The organism is Erythrobacter aureus (genome assembly GCF_003355455.1).
Classification (GTDB): Bacteria; Pseudomonadota; Alphaproteobacteria; order Sphingomonadales; family Sphingomonadaceae; genus Qipengyuania; species Qipengyuania aurea.
On sequence record NZ_CP031357.1, the window covers coordinates 420,363 to 438,465 of the forward strand.

Sequence of the window (18,103 nt, forward strand, 5' to 3'; positions counted from 1 at the left end):
AAACTACCCCCCGGTGAAGCGCGGCGCGCGTTTTTCCAGCAGCGCGTCGATGCCTTCCATATGATCCTCGGTCAGGTGCATCAGTGCCTGCGTATTGGCCGCCATTTCCAGCGCGCTGTCGTAGGAGATCGAGCGCCCCTGCCGCATCAGGTTCTTGGCCTGCCGCAGCGCATGCGGGGGCATGGCGGCGACCTTGGCCGCCAGCGCACGGGCCTCGTCCATAAGGCGGTCTCCTTCGACGACGCGGCTGACGAGGCCCCACTCCTGCGCGGTGGCTGCGTCGATCACATCGCCGGTGTAGAACAGCTCCGCCGCGCGCGCCTCGCCGATGATGCGCGGCAGGATCCATGTTCCACCATCTCCCGGAATGATGCCGAGCTTGAGGAAGGTGACGCCGAACTTCGCGCGCGCGCTGGCAATGCGCATGTCGGCGAGACAGGCCAGATCGCAGCCCAGACCGATCGCCGGACCGTTCACCGCCGCGATCAGCGGGACTCGCAGACCGTAGAGCGCGCGCAGGACCTTGTGGATGTTGTTCCGATATCCGTCCGAGATTTCCGGCGCGGTGCCGCCGAAAGTGCCGGTCCGCTCCTTCATCGCCTTGATGTCGCCGCCCGCGCTGAAGGCCCGTCCCGCCCCGGTCAGGATCGCGCAGCGCACGTCCATATCGGTATTGATCGCATCGCAGGCCGCGGCAAAGGCGTCGCCATCGCCCTTAGCCCCGAGCGGATTCATCGTATCGGGGCGGTTGAGTGTGAGGGTGGTGACGTGGTCGGCGGTTTCGATCGTGAGCAAGCCCATTCGCGGCGGTCCTTCGAAGCGGAGAAACAAAGAGCCGCCTTGTGTCACATCCCGTCGGGCAGATTAAGCTCCAAGGTGGGCAAATTCGGCTCGCTTTCGCGCGGTCTGCGCCCTTGCGGCATGCCGCCGTGCCAGGGCTGGTGACAAAAGCCTGCTCGCCTGCCGCGATATCGGGTTCGAACGAACACCCGGGGTGGACATCAGAAACCGGGTGCTTGCCATACAGACGCCGCTTCGATCAGCGCAGCTCGCCTATTTCGCGGCGCACGGGTGCCGAAGCGATTCCGGGACGCGACAAGGTCACGGCGGTAACGGCGCCGTCTTCTCCGAATTCGAATTGCAACAGATTGGGATAATCCTCGATCCGGAATAGTCCGTCACCCAGATGATGGATCGGGCTGGCTTCCCGACCAATGAACTGGGTGAAGAACTCCGACAGTATTACGAGCTCGCCGTCCTGCTCGACAATCCGGTAATCCAGGCCAAGATTATACAGCAGCCCCTTGTAGCTGCCGAGGATCGCGGCTTTCAAGGCAGGATCGAGCGGGGCGCTGCGGATCGGATGCCTTGCGGCCCAGCCTTCGGCATCGATGATGCGTCGGCGCAGTTCGGCAAACACCGGATCGGTACTGGGATCATCGCCATTGCCCATCAGCACCAGGCCATAGCCGCCGTCCATCGCAGCAAGCAGATCGGCATTGACCCCGGTGTTGGAGCCATCGTGGCGAAGCCAGTCGGTATTGCCGAGGCCGAACCCGCGAAAGAAGGGCATTCCCATTCCGCCGACATGCTCGAGCGAGAATACATCGGTCATGGCGCGGGCGATCTCTGGCGTGAGTGGCCCCACGGTCTCGCCGCGCAGCGCGCGCTGGATAGCTGTCGCGAATATCGCGAGATCCGACGGGGTGGACCACATTCCCGATGCGGAAATCTGCGGTGTGATCGGCAGCCCGTCCCGGATCTGCATCCCCTTGGCATCATGCACCCGTGCTACATCGGTCGGGAAGCCGGGCTGGCCCGGCTGGACCATCGTCGTGTGCCGCATGCCAAGCGGAGTGAATATCCGGTCCTGCGCCAGCGCATGCAACGGCGTGCCGAGGCGATCCTCGATCGCCATCTGTAAGATGACATAACCGCCGCCGCTGTATTTCCAGCCTTTCCCGGGGGAAAATAGGAAAGCGATCGGCTTGTCGTATCGCGGCAGCCTGCCTTCGACGCTGTCGACCAGAGTGGGCAGGGAATCCCCCTGATAGAAATCGGCAAAACCGTGCTGCGACGTACCGCCTGTATGCGTCAGCAAGTGGCGCCATGTAACTCCGGCGCTGCCGGGCACCGTGCTGTCAGGCAACTTCCAGCGCGTGACGTAATCCGCAATCGGCGCATCGAGATCGATCGCACCTTCCGACGCCAGAACGAGGCACAGCAGCGCCGTGACCGGCTTCGAGAGCGACGCGGTGGAGAATGCCGTGGTGTCTTCCATCGCCGGACCGCCGCGAGCCTTCGATCCGAATGTGCGTGTCGTGACCTTCCCATAGTCGTCGAACACGGCAAGACTTAACCCGACCAGCCGATGTTCCTCCATCAAGGCTTCGACCCCGGAGAATTCGTCGGCTGTATCAACCGTAAGGGTCGGTTCGGGCACGACTGTACGCGCTGGTTCGGTGGAGAGGGAGGCACACGATGCCAGAGCACATGCAGCTGTCAGAATGGGGAGTGTCTTGATCAGATTGTCCTCTCGGCAGGGCGCTACTGTATTATATTAACAATACAGTAGCGCCCTGCCGATGCGGTTGCAACCCTAAGAAGCTTACGCCCGCGCCTCTTCCACACGCTCGGCGCGCCAAGCGGGCTCATCGTGTCGGTGAGGGTGAGGGTGAGGGCCGTGCCGTGATTGACGGTGCCGATCGTGAGCAAGCCCATTCGCGGCGGTCCTTCGAAGCGGAGAAACAAAGAGCCGCCTTGTGTCACATCCCGTCGGGCAGATTAAGCTCCAAGGCGCGCAAATTCGGCTCGCTTTCGCGCGGTCTGCGCCTCGGCGGCGAGGCGCCGCGCCAGGGCAGCCGTTCTCGCGCGGGCTTGATCGATCGATGCGCGATGCCGGTCGTCCTTGAATTCCTGATATTCGATCGCGATGGATTCGATCGCCGTTTCGTCCACACCGAAATAATGGGCGCACGCGGCAATGGCGGGGTCGAGCGCATTCTTGTGCGCGCGAATGCCGCCCGGGGCGAAGCCGAACTCGCCGCGGGACGACAGAACCGCCAGCCGCTTTCCGGACAGCATCGGTTCGATGGGAAAATCCCCGCGCTCCAGATCGAAGGAAAACGTCCTGCCAATGCGGGCAACCTGATCGATCCAGGCTTTCAGCGCGGCCGGCATGCCGTAATTATACATCGGTACGCCCATGACGATGATGTCCGCCGCCACGACTTCGTCGACCAGACGGTCGGATGGGGCCAGCACATCGGCCATCCAGTCCTCGCGCTGGTCCGGCGCAGTGAATGCCGCATGTATGAACCGGCCATCGACGAAGGGCGGCGGGGAATGTCCGACATCGCGCGACACCAGGGTTGTATCCGGCGCTACCTCCAGAAACGTCTGCGTGAAAAGGCTGGTGAGTTGCCTGGTCAGCGAACGATCTTCCGATTGAGCGCTGGCATCGATCCGTAGCAGATTGGTCATCGAGGTTTCCTTCAGAGAGCGGTTGGTCGCCCGCAACTGGGCGATCGAACCGCACTTGGCCATTGGCGCCCGTTCAGGCATGAGATGAATGCAATTCATCCTCGCAGGAAACCCGCCATGCGCCGCCTCCCGCCCTTTCACGCCCTGCGCGCTTTCGAAGCCGCCGCGCGTCACCTGCATTTCGGCCGCGCGGCGGAAGAACTCGATCTCGACCCGACGGCCATCAGCCACCAGGTCCGCAAGCTGGAAGCGTGGCTCGACGCGCCCCTGTTCCATCGCCATCCCCGCCCGCTGCATCTTTCGGAAAAGGGGGCGCTGCTCTATCCGGCGATCCGCGATGCGCTGGACAATATGGAGGCGGCGATCATGCGCGCTTCCGACGCCGGGCAGGGGCCGCTCGCCATCTCGATGACGATGGGCTTTGCAGCCGAGTGGTTCACCCCCCGCCTGCCCCGGCTGCGCGCCGATACCGGCCTCGACATGATCGTGGAGGCGGACAATCGCCCGGCAAGCCTCGATAGTGGCGATGTCGATCTGGCCATTCGCACGCAGGAACAGCCCGGTTCGGACCATGTCTGGCACCGGCTGTTCGGCGATCGGTTGATCGCGGTCGCCGCCCCCGCTCTGGTGAAGCGGTTTGCGCCGACGCCGGAGGATGTCGAGTTGCGCGAATTGCCGCTGATCCGCTATCGCTGGGCCTTGCGCGAACGGCCTGCCCCTGCATGGCATCAATGGTTCGGCGCGACCATCTCCGCAGACGATCTCGCCATTGCGGGCGATTTCAGCGAGGAGAGCCATGCCATCGGCGCTGCGGTGTCGGGCCTCGGGGCCGCCTTGCTGTCCGAACGGCTGATCACGGACCGGTTGGCGCGGGGCGAACTCGTGCGGCTTGGCAAGCGCTACCTCCCCATGCCGCCATTCTGGGCCGTCCACCGCGCCGGGCACCCGCGCAGCGGCGATCTTGAACGCATCGTTACACGGCTATCCGAGATTTCGGCCGGTGGCTCAGGGCGTCCGGATTAGCGACGCCGGTTCAGGCCCGCGCCTCCTCCACACCGGCGCTGTTGTGGCGCAATGCATCAAGCACTGTATCGACAATATGCGGGGCGTTGAGACCCGCCTCGTCATACTGCTTGGCCGGATCGTCATGGTCCTGGAACAGGTCGGGCAGTCGCATGGTACGGACCTTGAGACCGCCATCGGTCAGCCCGCTATCGCTCGCGAAAGTCAGCACATGCGCGCCGAGGCCGCCCACGGCACCTTCTTCCACCGTCACGACGACCTCGTGGCTGCGCATCAGCTTTTCGATCAGCGCCGTGTCGAGCGGCTTGGCGAAGCGCATGTCGGCAACGGTGGTCGACAGGCCCTTGGCCTCGAGCTGGTCGGCAGCCTTCTTCGCCTCCTCCAAACGCGCGCCGAGCGACAGGATCGCGACCTTGGTGCCTTCACGGACCACGCGGCCCTTGCCGATCGCGAGCTTTTCGAGCGTCTCGGGAATCTCGACGCCGGTCCCGGCCCCGCGCGGATAGCGAAAGGCGATGGGGCCATCGTCATATTCGGCCGCCGTGTAGGTCATATGCGCCAGCTCGGCCTCGTCGGCGGCGGCCATGACGACCATGTTGGGCAGCGTGGCGAGGTAGGTGATGTCGAACGAACCCGCATGCGTGCAGCCATCGGCCCCCACCAGACCGGCGCGGTCGATCGCGAAGCGCACCGGCAGGTTCTGGATCGCCACATCGTGCACCACCTGATCGTAAGCACGTTGCAGGAAGGTCGAATAGATGGCCGCGAAGGGCCGCATACCCTCGGCGGCGAGACCGGCGGCAAAGGTCACGCCATGCTGTTCGGCGATGCCCACATCGAACGCCTTGTCGGGATGCGCCTTGGCGAATTTGTCGACGCCCGTCCCGCTCGGCATGGCTGCGGTGATGGCGCAGATTCGCGGATCGTCGTTTGCCAGCTTTGCCAGCGTTTCACCGAAGACGTTCTGATAGGCGGGCGGACCGCCCTTCGACTTCTTCTGTTCGCCGGTGACGACATCGAACTTGGCGACACCGTGATATTTGTCGGCGCTGTTTTCGGCCGGGGCATAGCCCTTACCCTTCTGCGTCACGACATGGATCAGCACCGGCCCCTGTTCGCTGTCGCGCACATTCTCCAGCACCGGGATGAGATGATCGAGATTGTGGCCGTCGATCGGGCCGACATAATAAAAGCCGAGTTCCTCGAACAGCGTGCCGCCAGTGGCCATGCCGCGGGCATATTCCTCGGCCTTTTCCAGCCCGCCCCACACGCGGCGGCCGAGCTTCTTGGCGATCTTGGAAGCCATCGAGCGCAGGCCGAGATATTCGCTGCTCGACACCATCCGCGCGAGATAGGCGGACAGGCCGCCCACTGGGGGGGCGATCGACATATCGTTGTCGTTGAGGATCACGACCAGGCGATTGCCCGCCTGTTCGGCATTGTTCATCGCCTCATAGGCCATGCCGGCGCTCATCGCGCCATCGCCGATAACCGCAATGCCGCGGCCGGGGCGGTTCTGCATCTTGTTGGCCATGGCAAAGCCGAGCGCCGCCGAGATCGAGGTCGAGCTGTGCGCCGCGCCGAAGGGATCGTATTCGCTTTCCGTGCGCTTGGTGAAACCCGACAAGCCCCCGCCCTGGCGCAGCGTGCGAATACGGTCGCGCCGCCCGGTCAGTATCTTGTGCGGATAGCACTGGTGGCCGACGTCCCACACCAGCTTGTCGGTCGGCGTGTCGAACACATAATGGATGGCGGTGGTCAATTCGACCACGCCCAGTCCCGAGCCCAGATGGCCGCCAGTCGTTCCGACCGCGTCGATCATCTCGGCGCGCAATTCGTCGGACAATTGGCGAAGCTGGCTCTTTTTCAGCTTGCGAAGATCGTCGGGAGTATCGACCGTATCGAGCAACGGCGTCTTGGGGCGGCTTGTCATGCCCACTGCTCTACACTCGGAAATCGAAACTGTCGATGAACGGTTCGTCGGCGAAAATGAACGGTTTGCCGTCGTGAATTACTCAGCGCATTCATCGCACAGGCCGCGCAGTTCGACCACCGGGCGCACGTCGGTAAAGCCTGCATCCTTGCCGGCCTCCCTCAGCGCGCCCGTCACGCGATCATCGTCGATATGCGTCGCCTTGCCGCAATCGTCGCAGATCAGGAAGATGCAGTCGTGCCGACAGCCGGGATGCGTATTGACCAGATAGGCATTGGCGCTCTCGATCCGCTTGGCAAGGTTGGTGCGCACGAACAGGTCGAGAATCCGATAGACGCTGTTGGGGGCCACGCGTTTCCCGCGCGAACGCGAAAGATTGTCGGCAATATCGTAGGCGCTGGCGGGCTTGTCGTGCCGGGCGAGCTCTTCATACACCGACTGGCGCATGCCCGTCCATTGCTCGCCGCTGTCGAGAAGCGCGAGGCGAGCGGCCTCGATCAGGTCATCGCCTGCATGTTCGTGGTGAGCGTGCGCGTGAATAGCCATAGAGCGCCCAAATAGGGGTGCCGCCCGTTCGCCGCAAGTTAGTCAGGCTGGAAGCGCGCCGAATAGACACCGGGATACATCGCCTTCAGAGCCTTCACCTTGGGCGCATCCCAGCGCACGATATAGCCGTGTCGGGGGTTCTTGAGCATGAAATCCTGATGGTAGCTCTCGGCTGGGTAGAAGGTTTGGGCGCGCTCCATCTTGGTCACTATCGGCTTCGACCACAGCCTGGCCGCGCGCAATTGCCGGAGATAGGCAGCTGCCACCGCAGCCTGTTCGCGCGATTGGGGCACCAGCGCGCTGCGGTAATGCGCCCCAACGTCGGGACCCTGCCGGTTGATCTGGGTGGGATCGGCAACCACCGAAAAGAAGATGCGAAGCAACTGATCGTAGCGGATCACCTTGGGATCGTAAGTGACCCTCACCGCCTCGGCATGGTCGGTAATGCCCGATGAAACGAGCTTGTACGCCGCTTGTCGCTTGGTGCCGCCGTGATAGCCGGAAACCGCGCTCTTCACGCCCTTAACGTGGCTGAAGACCCCTTCGACACCCCAGAAGCATCCACCTGCGAAGACTGCGGTTTTCAGCCCTTCGCCTTCCTCGGCGACGCGCTTTGCGGCAGGCGCCGCGACCGTTTTCTCAGCCGCACTGACAGGCTCCTGGCAGGCCGACACGGCAAGCCCGAGCGCAGCCGCAACCAGAGCGGCGCGCCAGTGCATCAGAAAATCGCGGCGATCAGTTGCGGCACGGCCGCGAAGATTTCGCCACCGCTGGCAAGCAACACGGCGATGGCACCGGCACCGAAGCCGATGCCGAAATTGCGATAGAGGTCGGGAGTGAAGAGGGTCATGCAATATCTTTCGTCGGGATTGCCGACGTGGTTACACGCGCCGTTATTGCAACGCGCTTAATCGGATCGTTGTGATCGGTTCAGGCGATGAGCCGCCTGCTCCCGGCTCAGTGGCGGAAGTGGCGCATCCCGGTAAAGACCATGGCCAGCCCCTTTTCGTCCGCCGCCGCAATCACTTCCTCGTCGCGGATCGAGCCGCCCGGCTGAATGATCGCGGTCGCGCCCGCTTCCGCCGCAGCCAGCAGGCCGTCGGCGAAGGGGAAGAAGGCATCGGAGGCCACCGCACTTCCCACGGTGCGGGACTTGTCCCAGCCGTATTTCTCCGCCGCTTCGGCGGCCTTCATCGCGGCAATGCGCGAGGAATCGCGGCGGTTCATCTGGCCCGCGCCGATCCCGGCCGTGGCACCGTCTTTGGCATAGACGATAGCGTTGGACTTTACATGGCGCGCCACGGTCCAGGCAAAAAGGCAGTCTTTCAGCTCCTGCTCCGTCGGCTCGCGCTGGGTGACGACCTCGAGGTCGGCTTCGCTGATGGCGCCATTGTCGCGCGTCTGCACCAGCAGGCCGCCGGTTATCGGCTTGATGGACAGGCCGCCACGGCGCGGATCGGGCAGATCGCCGGTAACCAGCAGACGCAGGTTCTTCTTCTTCGCAAAGGCCTCGCGCGCTTCGTCGCTGACCGAAGGGGCGATGACGACTTCGGTGAAGATTTCGCAGATCGCGCGCGCGGTTTCTCCGTCGAGTTCGGTATTGACCGCGACGATCCCGCCGAAAGCCGAGACGCTGTCGCAGGCGAGCGCCTCGTTCCATGCATCGAGCAAGGTCGAGGCCCGCGCCACGCCGCAGGGATTGGCATGTTTGACGATCACCACCGCCGGATCGCCGCCCTTGAATTCGGCGCACAGTTCGAGCGCGGCATCGGCATCGTTGTAATTGTTGTAGCTGAGGTCCTTGCCCTGGAGCTGTTCGGCCTGCGCGATGCCGTGCCCATGCGGCCCGGAGGGGGTGTAAAGCGCGGCCTTCTGATGCGGATTTTCGCCATAGCGCAGCTCGACCGGCGTCTGGCCGTTGACGGCGAGGAAATCGGGGAAGAGCTGCTGCTGGTCGGCAAAGGCGAACCATTGGCTGATCATCGAATCATAGGCCGCGGTGGCGGCGAAAGCCTTGGCGGCGCATTTGCGGCGGAAATCGAGCGAGGTCGCGCCACTCGCCTCCAGTTCGCCGATCAGCGTATCGTAATCGGCCGGATCGGTGACGATGGTGACGAACTGGTGGTTCTTCGCCGCGCTGCGCACCATGGACGGCCCGCCGATATCGATATTCTCGATAATCTCGTCGCGCTCCGCCCCGCGCATCACGGTCGCTTCGAAGGGGTAGAGATTGACCACGACCAGATCGATCGCGCCGATCGCGTGTTCTTCCATCGCCGCCGCATGTTCGGGATTGTCGCGCACCGCCAGAAGGCCGCCATGGACCATCGGATGCAGCGTCTTCACGCGCCCGTCCATCATCTCGGGAAAACCGGTGAGGTCGGAGACGTCCTTTACCTCGAGGCCCGCTTCGCGCAGCGCCTTGGCCGTGCCGCCGGTCGAGACCAGCTCCACGCCCTTAGCCGCGAGCGCCTTGCCCAAATCCACCAAGCCGGTCTTGTCGGACACCGAAAGCAGTGCCCGCTTGATCGTTACATCCGTCACGTGTCGGTTATCCCATGCGTTTGAGCAGCCAGGGGAAGCGCCCCCCGCTGCGCGATGTCAGTCCTTCGACGACAAGCTGTTTGGTCGCTCGCGGGCGTCCCTGCCCGTCGACCCAGAGGCTGTCCTCGATCGCGATTTGCGCCTCGCCGCTATCGCCTCCGAGCCGGAATTGCCAGTAGCTTCCGTCGGGCAGGGCGAGCCCAGCCCCGCGCCTGTCGTCCGCCAGACCGGCCTCGATCCCATAGCCGAGGTGAAAGCGGATCGCGAAAGCAATCTTGCCGCGCTTGCCCTGGCGGCCCGAAGGTTCGAGCATGTCCTCGCCCGACAAGCCGCTGCCATCGGCGCCGAGCAACAGCGTCCGGCGATGGATCAGGCCATAACGCGCGGCATAGCCATTATGCGAAGCTTCGAGCCGCACCGCATCGCGGCCCTTTTGCTTGACCGCTGTGCGCGCGATATCGACTTCCTCGACGCCCTTGCCGATCTGCCCCTTGATCAACACAGCGGTCGAATTGGCATCGTCGAGCACCAGCGTCGAATGGGCTGCCGTGCCCCGCAGGCCCTGTTCGATACGCACGGGCACCTGCCCCCCGGCCAGCTCTCCACCACCGCAATTGACAATGATGCGCTGTTCGCCATGCGACAGTTCGAAGGCAAGTGTGGAAGCGCAGCCATGGCGCGCATGGCGCGCACGCGGCGGCGGGGCCGCGTCGAGCACGAGCACGGACTTGCCTGCATCGACGCGTTGGTAGCCCCAATGCCTGCACTCCTTGCCCGGTCGCGCACGAACACCGCTGGCGACAACCAGCGCATCGAGCCGAGCGGCCGACGTCGCCCCCGCACCCTGCCAGCTACCGACGCCGCGATCCCCCATCCGCAGGGCCAGAAGCGGGGGAACGAGCATGGCGAGCATGGTCTCGAGCGCCGGCGGCGGAGCGCGATCGACCGCTTCATAGCAGGCGCGCAGATCGACCAGCAGCGCGATGGCCTCCATCTGCGCGAGCGGGCTGCGCGAGAGCACACCGCCATCATCGCCGACCAGCTCGCCAAGGGCGCGCAGCAATCCTGCTTCCCCGAACAGGCGGCGCGGGCGGCCATCGGGCATAAGCAGGCCCGCCGCCACGATTGCGCACCAGCCCGCGACCTGTCCGAGCCGGTCATCTGCACTGGCCACCTGGCGGTCGAGAAAACGTGCCGTCGCCTCCATCGCTTCCAGGGCTTGTCCGCGCAATTTGGCATCACCGCCCAGCAGCAGGGGCGCATGAACCAGCCAGGCCAGCAATCGCAGCCCGGCGTGCTCGACGCTCCATGCAGGCCCCTTGGCGGGCACCGGATTGGCCTTGAGCCAGCGGGCCAGCAGCTTCTCGCCTATCGCAGCGCATTCCTCGCGCGGGGCGCAGGCATCGAGATCGCGCAGCCAGGTGAAGCCCTGCACCACGCGCTGCACCGGAGGAGTCAGCGATGCATTGCTGGCGAAATCGACCTTGTCGATCGGCACTTTGAGTCCATGGACGAGGAATTGCCCCGCCCGCAACGCCATCCCCGCAGCCCGCTCCCCTTCCAGCGGGCTGGCAACGGTTGCCAGCATACGCAGGGCGGAGGGCTTGCGCAGCGGCGCCGCGAGCACCGAGCCGGGCACACCGATCCGGTAGGCCCAGCGAACCACGCTGTCGACGGGGCCTGCGCGCGGCGGGCGAAAGTCGGACAGGACCAGCGCACGCGCCGGTTCCACGGCTATCGCTTCGAGTTCGGCGGGCGCCGCATTATCCACCAGCGGTTCCGCCATGCCGGTGAGCGGCAGGGCCGGCGCAGCTTCGCTTTCGGCGGCGCTGCCATCCGCGCGCAGGAGAGTGCGCGCGTCGTGGCTCACTGCTGCCCTTTCAGCGCGGCGATATTCGCCGCATAGTGCGACGGCCCACCCTTGAAGGTCGCCGATCCGGCAACCAGCACGTCGGCCCCGGCATCGACGCAAAGCCGCGCGGTTTCGGCATTCACACCGCCATCCACCTCCAGATGGATGGGCTTGCCCAGCGCATCGATACGCTTGCGGATCGCCTCGATCTTGCGAAGCTGCGAATGGATGAAGCTCTGCCCGCCAAATCCGGGATTCACGCTCATCACGAGGACCAGGTCGGCATCTTCCAGAACATAGTCGAGCGATTCGACCGGCGTGCCCGGATTGAGCACGACACCCGCTTTCTTGCCGAGATTGGAAATCGCCTGCAGCGTGCGGTGAATATGCGGCCCCGCTTCGGGATGCACGGTGATGATGTCCGCCCCGGCCTCGGCGAACGCCTCCAGATAGGGATCGATCGGCGCAATCATTAAATGAACGTCGAACGGCTTGTCGGTGTGGGGGCGCAACGCCTTCACCACGGCCGGACCAATGGTGATGTTGGGCACATAATGGCCGTCCATCACATCGACATGGATCCAGTCCGCGCCAGCCGCGTCGATCGCCTGCACCTCCGCGCCCAGCGCGGCGAAATCGGCAGACAGAATGGATGGGGAAATCAACGGGGTGGTCATGCGGGGCACGGGCCTTGGGTCGCGTGTGAGCTTTGGCCAGCCCTACGCGCGCGAAAGGAGGGTTAACAAGCGAGCGGGGAGCCCTTTTCCACATGGGCTGCATCTGCTCTACGGTCGATGGCGTCATTCCGATCCATACGGACCAGATCGTGCGCGGCGAAGTAATTCAGCCGCAATTCAGCGCAATATAGGTAAACAGCAGCCATATCTCGGGGCAGCGCGCCTCGCTTCACCGGCGCCCATATGCCGGTTTTCTACGGATTTGATTCGGACAATGCTGATGAAACGCACGACAATCGCCGCTTCGGGCATCGCAGCGCTCTCGCTCGCGGGACTGGCCGCGCCGGCTCCCGCCGAAGCGCAATATCGCGAAAAAATCACCCATGATCCCAGCAAATGCGTATCTGCCGCAGGCCCCGCCGTGTCGGTGACGATCAATGGTATCAAGGCCAGCACCGGTACAATCCGTGTGCAAAGCTATCGCGGGACCAAGCAGGATTGGCTCGAAAAGGGCCGCTGGATCTACCGCATGGAAGCGCCGGCCAAAGCGGGGTCGATGACTTTTTGCATGCCGCTGCCCGCTCCCGGCAAATATGGCATTGCGGTACGCCACGATGTCAATGGCAATGGCAAGACAGATATCTTCACCGATGGCGGCGCGATGTCGAACAATCCCAGCATCAACATCTTCAATCTCGGCAAGCCGAGCTACAAGAAGACCGCTTTCGATGTCGGCAACGGCGTGAAAACGATGTCGATCCAGATGCGCTACCGCTGAGCGCGGCGCTTGCGCCATAGCTCGACCAGCGCCCCCGGCGCGGCGAGCAGCGGGTATTTCGCGCGGAACGGTGTCACTTCGAGAGCGATGCCGGTGTGCCGCTGCAGCTTCCACGCGGCATAGTCGGCAGCGCCATCGAAGGTGGTGGTTGCCTTGGCCAGCCGCAGCAGGTTGAGCGGCTTGCCAAGGCGGGCGCGGCGGCGCCACCAGCCGAGAATGCGGCGGCGCTGCGAAGCGGGCAGGCTGGGCCGCAGCACCCCGTTCTCACGCGTAAAACCGATCCCGGCAGCCTCCCAGGCGAGCGGCAGCAGGCCATCGAAATGCGCCGCATTCACATCGAGTATCGAATCTTCCCGGCCCGGCTTCTCAACCCGGAATTCCGCCCGATAGGTAGCGCGAAACAGCGCCCGCCAATACTCTTCGGCAGGTCCGCTTTCGGGGCCGACCGCCGCGGCCAGCCGCCCTGCGGTGACGGCCGCCGATGCCAGCGCCGCAAGCACTGCGGTGCGGGCGGCATCGTCCGCTACCCAGACCAGGGCCGATGGCTGGACGAAGCGCGCCCAGATCGTCGTATCGCGCGATTGCCCTTCCGCGGCCCTGGCGAATTGCGCGAGCGACATGGTCGCGATCTTGGCGCGCAGGCACTCTCCCGCATGATCCCATTCGCGATAGCCGACGCGCGGCCAGACGCGCTCGCGTTGGGGGCCGGGCAGCAGGACATAGAAATCGAGCACACCCTCGAGCGAGCCGGTCCTCAGATTCGACCCGTAGAACAACACGGCAAGCGCGCCCGCCTCTTCCCCAAGCTGCCGGGCATAGGCCGCGACCTCGTCGCGCACCGGGCGATCGAGTGCGCTCGCGATCCGCTGCGAAAGAGCGGGCTTCACGCGCTGATGAAAGTGAGTTCCGGCCCTTGTCCGACCCGGTAACGACCCGGAGGAAAGGCCTCGCCATCCAGAATGACCGGTTCATCGACGTCGACCGCCAGCGCCTCGGCATCGAGCTGGTGGAGCCCGGCCTTGGCGAGCCAGCCCGGACGCCACCCCATCAGGATAGCGGGCAGCGCCGCGAGCACGCGGCGACGCGGGTGATCGAGCACGGCGAGTTTGAGACCCGGACGCGGCTGGCCGAAAAGCTCGATGCCCATCGGCATGCGCTCCAGCGTCGAGGCCAGCATGACGCTGCGGCGTGCGGGATTGCCATGGGCCGACCGCGGAACGGGCGTGCCCGAGGGAAGGAAGCGCAGCTCCATCTGCGTGCCCCGCCGCCATTTGTTGCGATCGCTCCCGAACAGGCCCTGGAGCACGCCCCAGGCGCTGGTTGCGCCAACCGCCAGGCTGTTGAAGAAACCCAGCGAATGCGCGTCCTGCCCGGCCTCGATGCCCAGCGTGAACGCCCCGGCACCGAAAATGAAACCGAGCATTGCGGGAGATTGTTCGCCATCGCGGCTCACCGTGAGCGGGCGGCGAACCAGCCGCCGGCCCGAGGCATAGGCGGCGATCGCCCCTTCGAGCGACCAGTCGGCGGGGGCGCCGAGATCGACGTTGAGCGCATTGGTCTTGCCCTTGGGAAGCACCGCTATTGCAGGCCAGCGATCGGCGAATACCGCCTGGCCCATGGTCAGCACGTCGCGAACCGTGCCGTCACCGCCGTTGATGACGAGAAAATCGATCCCGTCGCGGGCGAAACCGGCCAGGGCATGCGCGATCTCGTCACGCGTGCGCGGTTGCGCGACCATGACGCTGTCGGCGCCCGCACAGGCGAGATCCTGCCCCTGATTGCGGTGGCTTCGCGGATTGTAGATGATTCCGATACGGGGCTCGGGCACGCGCCGCGCACGGTAGATCGAACGGCGCTTGGGTGCCGTCGTCGCGCTATGCCGTAGCGGCAGGCTGTCGAAATTGTAGATTACCCGTTCCATGGCCCTTGTGCCTTAATAGCCCCCGCTGGCGCCTACCTAGGATATTTTCGTCAAATTGTAATGGTGCCGCCTCGCATTCTTCGGATCGGGTGTGCCGATAAGGATACGATCGGTGCGGTATCAGCGGATCCCAACGAGGCGCCGCCCCATCCCGCCCGTGCCCGGAATGCCGTATTGTGCTGAGCATAGCTGCGCCTCCATCGTATCTGTTGATCGCCAGCATCGCGCCAGGCTCATCACATCGATCCGGCACACACCCGCAGGCGTTGGTGTGGAGCTTAGCGTTTGAGGGCCTGCACACAGGCGGCCCGGTCGACATCGAGGCCGTCGCTGGCACGCCGCGCGTCGACATAGGTCGCGCTCGGCTCGCCGCGCGGCTCCAGCGGATAAAGATAGATGTCGAGCACGCAGGCCTCGCCCACGAACTGGAGCTTCTTGGCATCGCCTTCCGTCACGTTCAGGCGCGGCGGACCGAACATATTGGCGAGCGCCGTCTCGTTTCTGCCGATCACACCTTCCAGGCCGGGCACGTTCATCACTCTCGGCGCGCGGAACGATGGGGTAGTCGGAGCCACGCGCACTTCCTGCGGCGGCGGCGAAGCGGCTGGCCGCGATGCGGCGGGCGCGGATGGCACGCTTGCGGGAACGGTGGTGCACGCACCGAGCAAGGGAAGCAGGAACAGGGCGGACTTACGCATCGATGCCTTTCTCGCGGGCGCGGTGGACCAGATGGGTCGCACTGGCCGCACCTATTATCGGGGCGAGGAGGTTGACGAAAGGTATCGCGAGCAAGGCGACCACCACGCCGCCGAGCAAAAACCGCTTGGCACTGCCCATCGGCGCGATCTCGGCTGCATCGACGCGGTGGCGCAGCCAGACCATGTCGCGCAGCTCTCGCCCGATCAGATAGGCATTGACGGCCCAGAACACGGCCGCCGCACCGACACCCGTGACCAGCAGCAGGCCCGCGACTGGCAGAGCGGCTGCATTGGCAAGGACCGTGCGCGCGAGCGATCGAAACGCATTGCCGACTTCCTCGCTCAGGGGAATGTCGCGAACCGTATGCGCAGCTTGAGGATAGTGCTTCGCTTCGACCGCCCGCACGACGTCCTCGGCGAAAAACTGGAGCACGAACAGCGCCACGACACGGAACAGGAACCAGCCTGCCAGGATCATACCCGCTGCTGCGACCAGCGCACCCATGCCGAAGGTATCGGCGCTCGTCACGCTGTCGATCGCGCGCTCGACCAGCACATAGAGCCCCGCCCCCCCTGCGGCGAAGATGGCCAGGGTCGCCAGCGCGGTCTTGAACAGAACCTTCAGGATCGCCGGGTCGCCCAACTGGCGGATCGACAGGGCGAGAGCGGCAGGCAGCGACATCATGCGGTGCCGGGATGCGCGCGGCCTGGGCCTAAGTCAACGCTGCCCTTGGCCTATGCGCGACGAAGCGCTAACGGCGCCCGACAATTCGAATCCCCCCGCCGGAGTACCCATGACCGAACCCCGCTACGACGTTATTGCGATCGGCAATGCCATTGTCGACGTGATGGCCCCCTGCACCGACGAGCTGATCGACGAACTCGAACTGAACAAGGGCGGCATGACCCTGGTCGACGAGGAGGGTGCGCGGCGGCTCTACGAGGCAATGGGACCGGCGAGGGAAATTTCGGGCGGCTCCGCTGCCAACACGCTGGCGGGCATGTCGGCACTCGGCGCGCAATGCGCTTTCGTCGGACAGGTTGCAGCCGACCAGCTGGGCGACGTCTTCAGCCACGACATCCGCGCGGTCGGCATCGATTTCGACACGCCTGCCCGCGAAGGCCAGCCCTCGACCGCGCGTTGCCTCATCTTCGTGACGCCCGATGGCGAGCGTACGATGAACACCTTCCTCGGCGCGAGCCAGTTCCTGCCGCCCGCCGCGCTCGACGACGAGCTGATCGCCAGCGCGGGCATCCTCTATCTGGAAGGCTATCTGTGGGACCCCGAAGAGCCGCGCAGCGCCATGCGCCGGGCGATCGAGGTGGCGCGCAAGGCGGGGCGCAAGGTCGCCTTTACCGCTTCGGAAAGCTTCGTGATCGACCGCCACGGCGACGATTTCCGCGCGCTGATCGAAGAGGGACAGATCGACATCCTCTTCGTCAATGAGCACGAACTCGCCACGCTGACCGGGACCGACGATTTCGAAGCGGGCCTCGCCATGGTGAAGGACCAGATCCCCGTCCTCGTCGCCACCCGCAGCGCCAAGGGCGCGGTCGGCATCGCCAATGGCCAGCGCGCCGAAGTCGCTGCCGAGCCGATCGAGAAGGTGGTCGACACCACAGGCGCGGGCGACCTTTTCGCCGCCGGTTTTCTCACGGGCCACGCCCGCGGAGAAAGCCTCGAGACCTGCCTGCGCATGGGCGCCATCTGCGCCGCCGAAATCATCTCGCACTACGGCGCGCGGAGCGAAGCGGATTTGAAGGCGCTGGTGGCTGAGAAGTTGGGGTGATTGCACGGAATGCAAACCAATTGGGTCAGTTAGTCCTTCCTTGACCGGGATGGACGCCGCTTCTGACCCGGCATGTGAAGGTCGGATCGAACAGGAAACGAAGCGTTGTTGTAGGAAAAAGAATACGGGTGGACTTTGCGTACGCCAAACCGGCGACCAAGGCCCGCAGGTGTGGTCACTACCACCGCAATTCCAGTGTGGTTCAATCGATCACGATGCTGCTGGTATAATCGACATAAGCTTCGGTCCATTGTTAGGAAAAACTGACACCCATACGCATGAGCCGTTCGAAGGTGCCATGCGTCTTGACTGTGCTTTTCCGAGCCAAATATTTCGACGATTGCCTGGTGCAAGGTGTCGCCGCGGCCAGCAATGCGTTCGCGTTGCATCTTTGCCAGATGCTTTTGGGCGTCGTCGATCGCAAAACTCACTGTTGCATAGTCAAAGTTCCGGCCATCGACGGAATCGATTGTCACCATGTCCAGTATACTGAAATCATAATAGCCGGTAGTGCGAAATCGGCTGGGCGGCTGTCTTTCCTGTTCTGCGATCAATTCTGAGGACGTCAGAAAACGCATACATCCAGCTTTCACTAAGCCGGTGAGAGCCGACAAATAACAGATATCTTCGTAGTCTTCACTTTCATTTCTAAATGAATGGACAGGAAGGCGGGCCATGTAGCCTGTCTGGATGGGGTGTACACCACCCCAGAGTTTAGTACCGGTATCTATCCATGCTGTTTCATGAGTAACCGCGTGGGCACGAATTGGGCTATCAATTAGAACGCGAATAGCGTCACTACCTGCCAATTTCTGGCGGGCCTCTAACGTGCTTGCCCACACAAGAATTTCAGCCATT

18 protein-coding genes are annotated in these 18,103 nt (G+C 64.1%); 3 read left to right on the forward strand and 15 right to left on the reverse strand.

Annotated elements, in window-relative coordinates; translation table 11 throughout:
• Positions 1-3 precede the first annotated feature (3 nt).
• The 3 genes from DVR09_RS02000 to DVR09_RS02010 all read right to left on the reverse strand — a co-directional run bounded on the left by DVR09_RS02000 (position 4) and on the right by DVR09_RS02010 (position 3,483).
• On the reverse strand, positions 4-801 hold the full coding sequence (locus DVR09_RS02000; protein ID WP_115415450.1) for a crotonase/enoyl-CoA hydratase family protein: 798 nt from the start codon (positions 799-801) through the stop codon (positions 4-6).
• 238 nt (positions 802-1,039) lie between these two features.
• Positions 1,040-2,443: a serine hydrolase domain-containing protein gene (locus DVR09_RS02005; protein WP_115415451.1), complete on the reverse strand. Its 1,404-nt coding sequence runs from the start codon at positions 2,441-2,443 to the stop codon at positions 1,040-1,042.
• Between the two features lie 341 nt (positions 2,444-2,784).
• Positions 2,785-3,483, reverse strand: a complete 699-nt coding sequence (locus DVR09_RS02010) for an FMN-dependent NADH-azoreductase (protein WP_115417731.1) — start codon at positions 3,481-3,483, stop codon at positions 2,785-2,787.
• A 117-nt stretch (positions 3,484-3,600) separates the two neighbouring features.
• Between DVR09_RS02010 and DVR09_RS02015 the strand changes: the two genes are divergently transcribed.
• Entirely contained in the window at positions 3,601-4,506 is a 906-nt protein-coding gene (locus tag DVR09_RS02015; RefSeq protein WP_115415452.1) for a LysR substrate-binding domain-containing protein, read from the forward strand.
• 10 nt (positions 4,507-4,516) lie between these two features.
• Here DVR09_RS02015 and dxs read toward each other — a convergent pair whose 3' ends face one another.
• From dxs to rpe, 7 genes are all read right to left on the reverse strand, one after another.
• Positions 4,517-6,439: a 1-deoxy-D-xylulose-5-phosphate synthase gene (gene dxs, locus DVR09_RS02020; protein WP_115415453.1), complete on the reverse strand. Its 1,923-nt coding sequence runs from the start codon at positions 6,437-6,439 to the stop codon at positions 4,517-4,519.
• 78 nt (positions 6,440-6,517) lie between these two features.
• The gene (locus tag DVR09_RS02025; RefSeq protein WP_174223710.1) at positions 6,518-6,985 is read right to left on the reverse strand and encodes a Fur family transcriptional regulator; all 468 of its coding nucleotides are present in this window, start codon (positions 6,983-6,985) and stop codon (positions 6,518-6,520) included.
• Positions 6,986-7,023: 38 nt separating this feature from the next.
• Complete coding sequence (msrA, locus tag DVR09_RS02030) at positions 7,024-7,704, reverse strand: peptide-methionine (S)-S-oxide reductase MsrA (RefSeq protein WP_115415454.1); 681 nt, start codon at positions 7,702-7,704, stop codon at positions 7,024-7,026.
• A complete protein-coding gene (locus tag DVR09_RS17745) occupies positions 7,704-7,835 on the reverse strand; it encodes a hypothetical protein (protein ID WP_255704225.1) in 132 nt (43 codons plus the stop codon). The genes msrA and DVR09_RS17745 overlap by 1 nt, the downstream gene beginning before the upstream one ends.
• Before the next feature lie 107 nt (positions 7,836-7,942).
• Positions 7,943-9,529: a bifunctional phosphoribosylaminoimidazolecarboxamide formyltransferase/IMP cyclohydrolase gene (purH, locus tag DVR09_RS02035; RefSeq protein WP_115415455.1), complete on the reverse strand. Its 1,587-nt coding sequence runs from the start codon at positions 9,527-9,529 to the stop codon at positions 7,943-7,945.
• Positions 9,530-9,536: 7 nt separating this feature from the next.
• Positions 9,537-11,399 carry a heparinase II/III family protein gene (locus DVR09_RS02040; RefSeq protein ID WP_234041518.1) on the reverse strand — a complete coding sequence of 621 codons (1,863 nt, stop codon included), beginning with the start codon at positions 11,397-11,399 and terminating at the stop codon, positions 9,537-9,539.
• Positions 11,396-12,058: a ribulose-phosphate 3-epimerase gene (gene rpe, locus DVR09_RS02045; RefSeq protein ID WP_115415456.1), complete on the reverse strand. Its 663-nt coding sequence runs from the start codon at positions 12,056-12,058 to the stop codon at positions 11,396-11,398. The genes DVR09_RS02040 and rpe overlap by 4 nt, the downstream gene beginning before the upstream one ends.
• A gap of 280 nt (positions 12,059-12,338) precedes the next feature.
• On the opposite strand from rpe, the gene DVR09_RS02050 reads away from it, so the two are divergent.
• Positions 12,339-12,836: a DUF2141 domain-containing protein gene (locus DVR09_RS02050; RefSeq protein WP_115415457.1), complete on the forward strand. Its 498-nt coding sequence runs from the start codon at positions 12,339-12,341 to the stop codon at positions 12,834-12,836.
• Here the strand turns inward: DVR09_RS02050 and DVR09_RS02055 are convergent.
• The 4 genes from DVR09_RS02055 to DVR09_RS02070 all read right to left on the reverse strand — a co-directional run bounded on the left by DVR09_RS02055 (position 12,827) and on the right by DVR09_RS02070 (position 16,140).
• Positions 12,827-13,723 (reverse strand): hypothetical protein, encoded by an 897-nt coding sequence (locus DVR09_RS02055; RefSeq protein ID WP_115415458.1) that lies wholly within the window; start codon positions 13,721-13,723, stop codon positions 12,827-12,829. The genes DVR09_RS02050 and DVR09_RS02055 overlap by 10 nt on opposite strands.
• Positions 13,720-14,757 carry a diacylglycerol/lipid kinase family protein gene (locus tag DVR09_RS02060; protein WP_115415459.1) on the reverse strand — a complete coding sequence of 346 codons (1,038 nt, stop codon included), beginning with the start codon at positions 14,755-14,757 and terminating at the stop codon, positions 13,720-13,722. Before DVR09_RS02060 ends, DVR09_RS02055 begins: the two co-directional genes overlap by 4 nt.
• A gap of 278 nt (positions 14,758-15,035) precedes the next feature.
• The gene (locus tag DVR09_RS02065; protein ID WP_115415460.1) at positions 15,036-15,455 is read right to left on the reverse strand and encodes a hypothetical protein; all 420 of its coding nucleotides are present in this window, start codon (positions 15,453-15,455) and stop codon (positions 15,036-15,038) included.
• The gene (locus DVR09_RS02070; RefSeq protein WP_115415461.1) at positions 15,448-16,140 is read right to left on the reverse strand and encodes an EI24 domain-containing protein; all 693 of its coding nucleotides are present in this window, start codon (positions 16,138-16,140) and stop codon (positions 15,448-15,450) included. The genes DVR09_RS02065 and DVR09_RS02070 overlap by 8 nt, the downstream gene beginning before the upstream one ends.
• A gap of 109 nt (positions 16,141-16,249) precedes the next feature.
• On the opposite strand from DVR09_RS02070, the gene DVR09_RS02075 reads away from it, so the two are divergent.
• Positions 16,250-17,245 carry an adenosine kinase gene (locus DVR09_RS02075; RefSeq protein WP_115417734.1) on the forward strand — a complete coding sequence of 332 codons (996 nt, stop codon included), beginning with the start codon at positions 16,250-16,252 and terminating at the stop codon, positions 17,243-17,245.
• Positions 17,246-17,274: 29 nt separating this feature from the next.
• On the opposite strand, the gene DVR09_RS17050 is transcribed toward DVR09_RS02075, so the two are convergent.
• Positions 17,275-18,102 (reverse strand): PIN domain-containing protein, encoded by an 828-nt coding sequence (locus DVR09_RS17050; protein ID WP_162814815.1) that lies wholly within the window; start codon positions 18,100-18,102, stop codon positions 17,275-17,277.
• Position 18,103 lies beyond the last annotated feature (1 nt).

Bases quoted from the DNA above. Each gene is read 5' to 3' on its own strand.
- DVR09_RS17050 (WP_162814815.1), bottom strand. From the start codon at position 18,102: ATGGCTGAAATTCTTGTGTGGGCAAGCACGTTAGAGGCCCGCCAGAAA.
- DVR09_RS02050 (WP_115415457.1), top strand. From the start codon at position 12,339: ATGAAACGCACGACAATCGCCGCTTCGGGCATCGCAGCGCTCTCGCTC.
- DVR09_RS17745 (WP_255704225.1), bottom strand. From the start codon at position 7,835: ATGACCCTCTTCACTCCCGACCTCTATCGCAATTTCGGCATCGGCTTC.
- DVR09_RS02070 (WP_115415461.1), bottom strand. From the start codon at position 16,140: ATGATGTCGCTGCCTGCCGCTCTCGCCCTGTCGATCCGCCAGTTGGGC.
- DVR09_RS02010 (WP_115417731.1), bottom strand. From the start codon at position 3,483: ATGACCAATCTGCTACGGATCGATGCCAGCGCTCAATCGGAAGATCGT.
- DVR09_RS02015 (WP_115415452.1), top strand. From the start codon at position 3,601: ATGCGCCGCCTCCCGCCCTTTCACGCCCTGCGCGCTTTCGAAGCCGCC.
- msrA (WP_115415454.1), bottom strand. From the start codon at position 7,704: ATGCACTGGCGCGCCGCTCTGGTTGCGGCTGCGCTCGGGCTTGCCGTG.
- DVR09_RS02060 (WP_115415459.1), bottom strand. From the start codon at position 14,757: ATGGAACGGGTAATCTACAATTTCGACAGCCTGCCGCTACGGCATAGC.
- DVR09_RS02000 (WP_115415450.1), bottom strand. From the start codon at position 801: ATGGGCTTGCTCACGATCGAAACCGCCGACCACGTCACCACCCTCACA.
- DVR09_RS02075 (WP_115417734.1), top strand. From the start codon at position 16,250: ATGACCGAACCCCGCTACGACGTTATTGCGATCGGCAATGCCATTGTC.
- rpe (WP_115415456.1), bottom strand. From the start codon at position 12,058: ATGACCACCCCGTTGATTTCCCCATCCATTCTGTCTGCCGATTTCGCC.
- DVR09_RS02025 (WP_174223710.1), bottom strand. From the start codon at position 6,985: ATGGCTATTCACGCGCACGCTCACCACGAACATGCAGGCGATGACCTG.
- DVR09_RS02065 (WP_115415460.1), bottom strand. From the start codon at position 15,455: ATGCGTAAGTCCGCCCTGTTCCTGCTTCCCTTGCTCGGTGCGTGCACC.
- dxs (WP_115415453.1), bottom strand. From the start codon at position 6,439: ATGACAAGCCGCCCCAAGACGCCGTTGCTCGATACGGTCGATACTCCC.